Source organism: Rhizobium sp. TBD182, assembly GCF_001950375.1.
In the GTDB taxonomy this organism is placed as follows: domain Bacteria; phylum Pseudomonadota; class Alphaproteobacteria; order Rhizobiales; family Rhizobiaceae; genus Agrobacterium; species Agrobacterium tumefaciens.
Window position 1 is genome coordinate 45,552 of record NZ_BDLN01000003.1, and the last position, 10,063, is coordinate 55,614.

General features: G+C 59.2%; 9 protein-coding genes. All 9 read left to right on the top strand.

The window, feature by feature from the left end; genetic code table 11:
• The first annotated feature begins 57 nt into the window (after positions 1-57).
• Entirely contained in the window at positions 58-1,536 is a 1,479-nt protein-coding gene (locus T18_RS12520) for an NAD-dependent succinate-semialdehyde dehydrogenase (protein WP_038495558.1), read from the top strand.
• A gap of 14 nt (positions 1,537-1,550) precedes the next feature.
• Positions 1,551-2,954, top strand: a complete 1,404-nt coding sequence (locus tag T18_RS12525) for an aspartate aminotransferase family protein (RefSeq protein WP_038495555.1) — start codon at positions 1,551-1,553, stop codon at positions 2,952-2,954.
• A gap of 159 nt (positions 2,955-3,113) precedes the next feature.
• Positions 3,114-4,562: a PLP-dependent aminotransferase family protein gene (locus T18_RS12530; RefSeq protein ID WP_038495552.1), complete on the top strand. Its 1,449-nt coding sequence runs from the start codon at positions 3,114-3,116 to the stop codon at positions 4,560-4,562.
• A gap of 68 nt (positions 4,563-4,630) precedes the next feature.
• Positions 4,631-5,650: a hydroxyectoine utilization dehydratase EutB gene (gene eutB / locus T18_RS12535; RefSeq protein ID WP_038495549.1), complete on the top strand. Its 1,020-nt coding sequence runs from the start codon at positions 4,631-4,633 to the stop codon at positions 5,648-5,650.
• Positions 5,647-6,660: an ectoine utilization protein EutC gene (gene eutC / locus T18_RS12540; protein ID WP_038495546.1), complete on the top strand. Its 1,014-nt coding sequence runs from the start codon at positions 5,647-5,649 to the stop codon at positions 6,658-6,660. Before eutB ends, eutC begins: the two co-directional genes overlap by 4 nt.
• The gene (doeA, locus tag T18_RS12545) at positions 6,657-7,835 is read left to right on the top strand and encodes an ectoine hydrolase DoeA (protein WP_038495542.1); all 1,179 of its coding nucleotides are present in this window, start codon (positions 6,657-6,659) and stop codon (positions 7,833-7,835) included. The genes eutC and doeA overlap by 4 nt, the downstream gene beginning before the upstream one ends.
• 3 nt (positions 7,836-7,838) lie before the next feature.
• Positions 7,839-8,852 carry a N(2)-acetyl-L-2,4-diaminobutanoate deacetylase DoeB gene (gene doeB / locus T18_RS12550; protein ID WP_038495539.1) on the top strand — a complete coding sequence of 338 codons (1,014 nt, stop codon included), beginning with the start codon at positions 7,839-7,841 and terminating at the stop codon, positions 8,850-8,852.
• Positions 8,853-8,912: 60 nt separating this feature from the next.
• On the top strand, positions 8,913-9,764 hold the full coding sequence (gene ehuB, locus T18_RS12555) for an ectoine/hydroxyectoine ABC transporter substrate-binding protein EhuB (protein WP_038495536.1): 852 nt from the start codon (positions 8,913-8,915) through the stop codon (positions 9,762-9,764).
• A 60-nt stretch (positions 9,765-9,824) separates the two neighbouring features.
• A partial coding sequence (locus T18_RS27660) for an ABC transporter permease subunit (protein ID WP_323455218.1) occupies positions 9,825-10,063 on the top strand: 239 nt, incomplete at its 3' end.

The window sequence follows — 10,063 nt, forward strand, 5'->3', positions numbered from 1 at the left end:
CAGTCAACCGCTCAATGCGCTTGATTAGTCTCCCTGTAAATCTACCGGGAGCTCCATATGAGAAGTATTGCAAGCACTGCATTAAAAAACCTGCGGCGGCCCGATTTGATCGAGCGACGCGCTTTTCTCCATGGCAGTTGGGCTGCTCGCGATGAAACGCTCGGTGTCATTGATCCGGCGACCGGAGAAGATCTCATCGGTGTGGCGGCATGTTCGCTTGAGGATGCGGATGATGCCGTCACTACCGCGAAAAATGCCTTTCTAGAATGGCGCGACAAGCTTCCAACCGAACGCGGGCAGATCTTGCGTGAATGGGGCAAGTTGATGCGCAACAACGCGCATGATCTCGCCGTCATAATGACGGCCGAACAGGGCAAACCACTCTCGGAATCGCTTGGTGAAATTGCTTACGCTGCCAATTTCCTTGATTGGTTTGCCGGCGAAGGCGAGCGCGCCTACGGCGAGACGATACCGAGCCATTTGCCCGACAGCCGTGTCTCGGTCCAGATGCAGCCGCTAGGCGTCACCGTGGCCATCACGCCGTGGAACTTTCCCTCTGCTATGATCACCCGCAAAGCGGGCGCAGCGCTTGCCGCTGGCTGCACAATGATCGTCAAACCGGCGCCTGAAACACCCCTCTCGGCGCTCGCTTTGGCAAAGCTCGCTGAGGAAGCTGAAATGCCCGCCGGCGTATTCCAGGTCATCACCGGTCACGCTGCACCACTTGCGCACCGCCTGTTGCAACACACCGATGTGCGCGCATTTTCCTTTACCGGCTCCACTGAAATCGGTCGTATTTTGCTGGCGCAATCAGCGGCGACCATCAAGAAAGCCTCGCTGGAACTTGGAGGTCACGCGCCCTTCATCCTGTTCGACGACGCCGATGTCTCCAAAGCCGTAAAAGGTTGCATCGGGGCGAAATTCGCAACATCGGGGCAGGACTGCCTCGCTGCCAACCGGATCTACGTCCAGCGAGGTATTTATGACCGCTTCGTCAGTCAGTTCGGCAAGGCAAGCGCCGAACTGAAGGTCGGCCACGGTTTTGAGGCCGGCATCGATATAGGGCCGATGACACGCCCCTCCGTCGCTGAAAAGTGCCGCAAGCAAATCGCGCAGGCGCTCTCTGCGGGTGCACAACTCATCTGCGGCGGGCAGGATAGTCCGCTCGGCGGCAATTTCGTCACCCCAACCGTGCTGGCCGATGTCACAGACGACATGCTGATCGCGCGGGAGGAGACCTTCGGTCCGGTTGCCGCGATCTTGCCATTCGATGACGAGCGGGAGGTCGTGCGGCGCGCCAACTCGACGGAGATGGGGCTTGCGGCCTATCTCTACACCAACGATCTCGGCCGGGCGATGCGTCTGACGCATCAACTGGAATATGGCATGGTAGCCGTTAACACGCCGAAATTTACCGGCGCGCCCGTTCCCTTCGGCGGCTGGAAACAATCCGGCCTTGGTCGTGAGGGCTCGCGTCATGGTCTCATGGAATATCTCGAACCCAAATATGTCTGCTTCGGCAACTTAGCTGCGTGAAAAGGAACTCGCCTATGACAATCGACGTCAAGAATATTGCGGAAATGGATCGAAACGCCGTTTTGCACCCTTTCACGCAGCTCAAGGATTTTGCCAGCGGCAAACTCGGCGAGCCCACCATTGTCGAAACCGGCAAGGGCATCCGTATTCAGGACGCGCACGGCAAGCAGTTGATCGACGGTTTCGCCGGTCTTTATTGCGTTAATGTCGGTTATGGACGTACCGAGGTGGCTGAGGCGATTTCACGTCAGGCCTACCGCCTTGCCTATTATCATTCCTATGCCGCCCACACGACGGATGAGCTGGCCATCCTTTCCGATCGCCTCGTCAGAATGGCACCAGGTAAAATGAGCAAGGTCTTCTACGGCATGTCAGGGTCAGACGCCAACGAGACACAGGCCAAGCTCGTTTGGTATTACAACAATCTGCGCGGCAAGCCGCAAAAGAAGAAAATCATCTCCCGCGAACGGGGATATCACGGCTGCAGCGTGGTTTCCGGCTCAATGACCGGCATGAGTTTTTATCACGACCATATGGACCTTCCACGGGCCGGCATCCTGCATACAGGCGTTCCGCATCACTATTGGGGCGCAGAAGCCGGTGAGACGGAGCTGGAATTTTCAAGGCGGCGCGCGGAAGAGCTGGACGCGCTTATTCTGCGCGAAGGACCGGACACGATTGGTGCATTCATCGCCGAGCCGGTGCTCGGAACGGGCGGTATCACACCGCCGCCGGAAGGTTACTGGCCGGCTATCCAGGAGGTTCTCAAAAAATACGATGTCCTGTTGATTGCCGATGAGGTTATTACCGGCTTCGGCCGCACGGGTTCGATGTTTGGTTCACAGCATTATGGCATCGAGCCGGATCTGATCACCGTCGCTAAAGGCCTGACCTCGGCCTATTTCCCGCTTTCCGGCGCTATCGTCGGGGAGAAAGTCTACAAGGTGATGGAGGAAGGCGCGGATCGCGTCGGCGCCTTCTCCCACGGTTACACCTATTCCGGCCATCCTATCGGAGCGGCGGCTGCAAACGCCGTGCTCAACATTGTCGAAAAGGAAGACCTGCCAGGCAACGCCAGAGCCGTTGGCAGCTATTTCCAGGAACAACTGAAGGCTAAGTTCGCCCAGCTTCCAATCGTCGGCGAGGTGCGTGGCGTGGGACTGATGGCCGCTATCGAATTCGTGGCGGACCGGGAAAAAAAGACGCGTTTTGCCCCTCAACTCACGGTAGGTGCACGCGTTTCCAAGGCAGCGCGCAACGGCGGTCTCATAGCACGCGCCATGCCGCATGGCGATATTCTCGGTTTTGCACCGCCGCTCGTTACGACCCGGGAGGAGGTCGACGAGATCATCTCCATCGCTGAAGCCGCTGTCCGCAGTGTCATGGATGATCTGGTCCAGGCCGGCGAGAAAATCTGATCGGCAGCTTCAGTTTTCAACGTCGCAAATGCTGCTCATTTCGACAGCAACTGCGCCTTTCTGCAGCGCAGTTGCTGTCTGCGCTGCATAAGGCTTCATCTTTTCATAGAAGCATGCATAATGTCATGAAATTACCTTCGTCGAAAACGAGACAATTTCATGCGTCGTCAAGCCAATTCACCCAGCCCAGATCCAGTTTCCACAACGAGACCGGTGGCATGGCGACCGACGCTAGCTAAGCAGAAAGGCGAAACGAAACACTCTGCACTGACGGAACGCATCATTGCTGATATCGACGCCGGCGTTCTGAAGCCGATGGACCGCATGCCGACACACCGCGATCTGGCCCGCGAACTCGGCCTTTCTGTCCAGACGGTCAGCCTTTCCTACAAGGAGGCGGAGCGGCTAGGTTATCTTAGCGGCGAAATTGGCCGTGGAACCTTCGTGAAGACGCGGGTGACGGAGCGGGCAGGTCGCATGATGCTTGATCACAGCCCAACCGAGGTGCTCGATCTATCCATCATCCGCGGCGTTTATCTCGATGACCATGAAAATGCCTCGCGCGCCATTCTTCGCGAGATGGCCGATGGTGACAATTCTGGCTTCATGCGCCCCTGCCGGCCGGTCGCGGGGCTCGAGAGCCATCGCGAAACGGCCAGAACATGGCTTGGCATGATGGGCGTGACCGCCGGTCCGGAACGCATTCTTGTCACCAATGGCGCGGCGCACGGCATTTTTCTCGCTCTGAGCTGCATTATCCGCTCTAATGACGTGGTGCTCTGTGAAAACCTGACCGACCACGGCATTATCGGCCTGTCTAATATCCTCGGCTTCAGCCTAAAGGGCTTACCCACCGACGAAGAAGGCATTTTGCCCGAAGCGCTGGAGGCCGCCTGCGCAGCCGGAGGTGTCCGCGCTCTGGTGCTCATTCCCACGCTTAACAACCCGACCGGGCATGTGTCGGGCGCAGCGCGAAGGCAGGCCATCGCCGCAATTGCCGAGCGGTACGGCATTTTTGTCATCGAGGACGAGGTCTACCGTCCGATGATTGAGGATGATCTGCCATCCATCACCGAAATGCTGCCTGATCTCGGCTTCTTCGTCACCAGCTTCACCAAGACAGTGTTGACAGGGCTGCGCGTCGGTTATCTCGTCGTGCCACCCGCCTATTCCATCCGCGCCGCCTCCATCCTGCGTGTGTCGAGCTGGAGCGGGACATACCTCACGGCCGAGATCGCTACCCGTTGGGTCGAAAACGGAACGGCACGGCTGCTGCTGGATGTCCAGCGCACCGAGGCCCGTGCGCGGCAGAAAATCGCCATGGACATACTGGGCCACCATATAGGGTCGACCCACCCCCTCTCCCTCTGCGCTTGGCTGAAGGTTCCCCAGCGCTGGACGGAGGACGGCCTGGTGCGCGCGCTCACGAACCAGAACGTCGCGGTAACTCCGTCAGAACCATTTATTGCCGGTCCTAGCCATGGCGGCGGCATTCGCATATGCCTCGGCGGCCGCCTCAATCATGCAAGCCTCGCCAGGGCTTTGACCACTGTGCGGCAGACATTCGAGCAACTGCCGCCGGTCTACGATATCGGGTCAATCGGCTGAGGTTGCCAGCCGAAAATCATTGAATCATTACAATATAATAATTGACATGATTTTATTTCGCTCTCAACATGACAATCATGAAGACCGAAAACCTGTCCATATCCGCCGCCGACAACTTGCTTCCAGTCTCACTGGCCGCGATAAAGCGAGCAGCGGCGCGGCTTGCGGGACAGGTGGAGCGCACACCGCTGGTTCGCTCGGACTTTCTCTCTGAGCGCTGTGGTCATCCCGTTCATCTCAAACTTGAAACCCTTCAGCCCATCGGCGCCTTCAAACTGCGCGGCGCGATGAACGCCATTCTCTCGCTGGACGATACGACGCGCCAGCGTGGCCTCGTCACCGCCTCGACGGGCAATCATGGCCGGGCGGTGGCCTATGCCGCAGACAAACTCGGCATCCCCGCCACAATCTGCATGTCGGCGCTGGTGCCGGCAAACAAGGTGGAGGCGATCCGCGCGCTCGGCGCGGAAATCCGGATTGTCGGCAGATCACAGGATGATGCGCAGGAGGAAGTGGAGCGCCTGACCAAAAGCAGAGGCCTGACCGCTATCCCGCCTTTCGATCACGCCGACGTCGTGGCCGGCCAGGGCACTATCGGCCTCGAGGCCGTCGAAAACATGCCTGAACTGGAGACAATTCTCGTTCCTCTATCGGGCGGTGGCCTTGCGGGCGGTATCGCCGTTGCGGTGAAGGCGCTGAAGCCGGAGGCACGTGTCATCGGCGTTTCCATGCAGCGGGGCGCGGCCATGCATGCGTCAGTCACTGCCGGGCGGCCCGTCACCATCCAGGAAGAAGAAACGCTGGCGGATTCGCTGGGAGGGGGGATTGGATTGAAAAACCGGATCACATTTGCGCTCTGCCAATCTCTTCTCGACGAGATCGTGCTGGTATCCGAGGAAGAGATCGCAGCCGGCATCCGCCATGCGACGCATGAAGAAGGTCTGACAGTCGAGGGTGCCGGCGCAGTCGGTTTCGCGGCGATCCTCTTCGGCAAGGTGGACATCACCGGCCCAACCGCGATCATCGTGTCGGGTGGAAATATCGATCCGGCGGTTCACAAGACGATCATCGAAGGGCCTGCCGCATGAGCCAAATCACCATCCTAACCGAAAAAGATCTGCGCGCTGTCGTGAAGCTCGACCTGTCGGCAGTCGAGTGCGTGGAGCAGGCCTTTGCAGCGCTCGCAACGGAAGCGGTCGCCATGCCGCCGATCTTGCGGCTCGATATACCAGAGTTTCGTGGCGAGGTGGATGTAAAGACGGCTTATGTGCCGGGTTTTGATGGTTTCGCCATCAAGGTCAGCCCCGGCTTCTTCGACAATCCCAAACTCGGTCTGCCGAGCCTCAACGGGCTGATGATCCTCTTCAGCGCAAGGACCGGACTGGTGGAGGCCCTTCTTCTCGATAACGGCTACCTCACTGATGTGCGTACCGCCGCAGCCGGGGCGGTCGCAGCACGGCATCTCGCCCGCGAAGATGCTTCCGTCGCAGCAATTTTCGGAGCGGGCATGCAAGCCCGTCTGCAGTTCGATGCGCTGAAACTGGTGCGACCCATTCAATCCGCACGCATCTGGGCTCGTGACCATCAAAAGGCCGAGGTGCTCGCAGGCGATCTGGCCCGCCAACACGGTATCGAGGTCATCGCCGCGGCCGATCCGCAGACCGCTGTCCGGGGCGCCGACATCGTCGTGACCACGACGCCAGCCGAAAAGCCGATACTGTTTGCCGGCTGGCTTGAAGAAGGCCAGCATCTGACGGCCATGGGATCGGACGCCGAACACAAGAACGAGATCGATCCGGCCGTATTTTGCAGGGCACGCTATATCGCAGACCGGCTTTCGCAGACCCGAATCCTCGGTGAATTGCACCACGCTATCGCCGCGGGGCCTGTCACGCTGGATCAAGAATTCGCCGAGCTCGGTGCTGTCATCGCTGGCAAGGCACGCGGTCGCGTATCGAGGGGCGACATCACCTTTGCCGATCTGACCGGCACCGGAGTGCAGGACACCGCCATCGCCAATCTCGCGTTTACCCGCGCAAAAGACGGCGGAAGCGGCCAAATCATCGAAAACAGTGTGAAAATGGGAGACGCAGCGTGAGCGTAACGCTGAACTTTACGCGCGAGGAATATGCCGCGCGCCTGTCCAAAACCCGCGACGCCATGGAAAAGGCAGGCATCGACCTGCTTGTCGTCACCGACCCATCCAACATGCATTGGCTGACGGGCTATGACGGCTGGTCCTTCTATGTCCACCAATGCGTGCTCGTTCCGCCGCAAGGCGAGCCGATCTGGTATGGCCGCAAGCAGGATGCCAATGGCGCCAAGCGCACCGCCTACCTCGCCCAGGACAACATCATCGGTTATCCTGACCACTACGTTCAATCGACCGAACGGCATCCGATGGACCTGTTGTCGAAGACCTTCGATGACCGGGGCTGGTCAGGCCTGTCGATCGGCGTCGAGATGGACAATTATTATTTCTCGGCTGCTGCCTTTGCATCCTTGCGGAAACATCTGCCGAACGCCCGCTTCAAGGATGCCGCCGGTCTTGTAAACTGGCAGCGCGCGGTCAAAAGCCCGACCGAACTCGACTATATGCGCAAGGCCGGCAAGATCGTCGAGCTGATGCACAAACGTATCGTTGACGTAGTCGAGCCGGGCATGCGCAAATGCGATCTCGTCGCCGAGATCTACGATGCCGGCATTCGTGGCACTGCGGAATTCGGCGGGGATTATCCCGCGATCGTACCGTTGCTCCCGTCGGGTGCCGATGCTTCTGCGCCGCATCTGACATGGGACGACAAGCCGATGCGCTTGGGCGAAGGCACCTTCTTTGAAATCGCCGGCGCTTATCGCCGTTATCATTGCCCGCTCTCTCGCACTGTCTTTCTCGGCAAGCCGACGAAGGCGTTCCTTGATGCGGAGAAGGCCACGCTTGAGGGCATGGAGGCCGGTCTTGCGGCTGCCAAACCCGGCAATACCTGCGAAGATATCGCCAATGGGTTTTTCGCGGTGCTAAAAAAATACGGGATCATCAAGGACAACCGAACCGGTTATCCCATCGGCCTCTCCTATCCGCCGGACTGGGGCGAGCGCACCATGAGCCTGCGCCCCGGCGACCGCACGGAGCTGAAGCCCGGTATGACGTTCCATTTCATGACCGGTTTGTGGCTAGACGACATGGGGCTCGAAATCACCGAGAGTATCGCCATTACCGAAACGGGTGTCGAATGCCTCTCCAATGTGCCGCGGCAACTGTTCGTGAAAGGCTGAGAGATGTTAAGCACCGCGCTACGCCCCTCACCTATCACGTCGTCGGTCGATTTTGACAAGAAAGGCGTGCAGCACGGTCATCTGCGGCTACCATACAGCCGCGATGACAGTGCATGGGGGTCGGTAATGATCCCGATATGCGTGATCGCCAACGGCGAGGGGCCGACAGCCCTTTTGACCGGCGCCAATCACGGCGACGAATATGAGGGGCCGGCCGCACTTTTCGAACTTGCCCACACACTCGATCCAGATGACGTCAGCGGGCGTATCATCATCGTGCCAGCACTCAACTATCCGGCCTTTCGCGCGGGAACACGCACCTCGCCGATCGACCGCGGGAACCTCAATCGCAGCTTTCCCGGTCGTCCGGACGGTTCCGTGACGGAGAAGATCGCCGATTACGTGACCCGCCATCTGTTACCGCTTGCGGATATCGTTCTTGATTTTCATTCAGGCGGCAGGACGCTTGATTTCCTGCCTTACGCTGCCGCTCACGAATTACCCGACAAGATACAGGAAGCCCGGTGCTTTGAGGCGGTGGCAGCTTTTGCTGCCCCCTATTCGATGAAGATGCTGGAGATTGACCCCGTCGGCATGCTGGACACGACGGCCGAGGAACTGGGAAGGGTCTTTGTCACCACCGAGCTTGGCGGCGCGGGCACGGCCAGCGCAAAATCGATCGACATCGCCCGCAAAGGTACCATCAACCTGCTGCGCCATGCAGGCATCCTGACCGGCGCCGCGGTGCCGGCGCCGAGCCGCTGGCTGGATATGCCCTCCAACGATTGCTTCACCTTTGCCGAAGATGACGGGCTCGTCGTCTTCGTCCGCGATCTCGGAGACACCGTCACGGCAGGTGAAACCATCGCCAGGGTCTACCCTGTTGGAAAAACCGGTCTTGCGCCGGTCGAATACCGCGCCTCTATCAGTGGCGTGCTCGCAGCGCGCCACGTTCCCGGCCTCATCAAGGCCGGCGACTGCCTTTCCGTCATCGCCACGGTCACGGAGAATACCTAGTCCGAAGAATGAAGTGAGATCCGAAAACGGACCACGCAACCCAACCAGAGGAGTTAGAACATGAATATCACAAAACTCGCCGGGCTTTCCGCCCTTGCTCTTTCCATCAGCGTGACAGCGGTCAGCGCACTCACCCTCGAGGAGGTGAAGAAGCAAGGCTACATTCGCGCAGCGACTGCCAATGAAGTGCCCTATTCATACATGCAGCCCGACGGCACCTCTGCCGGCATCGGCCCCGATGTCGCAAATGCAGTTCTGAAATCGATGGGCATCGAGGAGGTCAACTGGACGGTGACCCCATTCGGCACGCTGATCCCCGGGCTGAAGGCGCGTCGCTTCGATTTCGCAGCCGCCGAACAGAACATTTCGCCCGAGCGCTGCAAGCAGGTGGCCTTCACCGAACCGAACTCGTCCTATGGCGAAGGCCTGCTGGTGAAGAAAGGAAATCCTAAAAAGCTGACCACCTATGCCGATATTGCCAAGGATCCTGCATTGAAGGTCGCCGTCGTATCTGGCGCCAACAATGTAGACTTCCTGCGCGCCGTCGGCGTCAAGGAAGATCAGATCGTCTTCATCCCGGCCAATGCAGATGCCATCCCCACTGTCCAGAGCCGCGCCGATGCCTATGCCGCCACGGAACTGACAGTGTCAGAACTGGCCAAGGGCCAGGCCAATGTCGAGCAGGTGAAGCCCTTCGTTGATCCTGTCGTGAAGGATGCGCCTGTGCGCAACTACGGCGGTTTCGCTTTCCGGCCGGAGGACAAAGAATTGCGTGACGCCTTCAACGCCGCGCTCGTCGAATTCCGCAAGACCGACGACTACAAGAAAATCCTCGCAAAATACGGCCTCTCCGAACAGAGTATCGCGGCAGCGGCCGAAAAGAAGGTCGCCGATCTCTGCGCCGGAAAATGACGCCAGCCGGCGCCCGGGCATTACCGGGCGCCGATTACCATGAACTCGGGAACACTCCAGATGGACATGACCGCCTACCTGCCGATGTTGTGGCAAGGCGCCGTCGTCACCATGACGATGACGCTCGCAGCCCTTGTTGTTGGCACGGTACTCGCCTTTTTCTTCGGCATTCTTCGCGTCGAGGGCGGACCAATCCTCTCGACTGTCGCATTGTGCTACACGGAGGTGTTTCGCGGCACCTCGCTGCTGGTCCAGCTTTTCTGGTTCTATTACGCGCTGCCGCTCGTCGGTCTGAGTTT

What these genes read in the sequence shown, in the direction of transcription:
- T18_RS12525 (WP_038495555.1), top strand. Translation starts at nt 1,551, where the DNA reads ATGACAATCGACGTCAAGAATATTGCGGAAATGGATCGAAACGCCGTT.
- doeB (WP_038495539.1), top strand. Translation starts at nt 7,839, where the DNA reads ATGTTAAGCACCGCGCTACGCCCCTCACCTATCACGTCGTCGGTCGAT.
- T18_RS12520 (WP_038495558.1), top strand. Translation starts at nt 58, where the DNA reads ATGAGAAGTATTGCAAGCACTGCATTAAAAAACCTGCGGCGGCCCGAT.
- eutC (WP_038495546.1), top strand. Translation starts at nt 5,647, where the DNA reads ATGAGCCAAATCACCATCCTAACCGAAAAAGATCTGCGCGCTGTCGTG.
- T18_RS12530 (WP_038495552.1), top strand. Translation starts at nt 3,114, where the DNA reads ATGCGTCGTCAAGCCAATTCACCCAGCCCAGATCCAGTTTCCACAACG.
- ehuB (WP_038495536.1), top strand. Translation starts at nt 8,913, where the DNA reads ATGAATATCACAAAACTCGCCGGGCTTTCCGCCCTTGCTCTTTCCATC.
- eutB (WP_038495549.1), top strand. Translation starts at nt 4,631, where the DNA reads ATGACAATCATGAAGACCGAAAACCTGTCCATATCCGCCGCCGACAAC.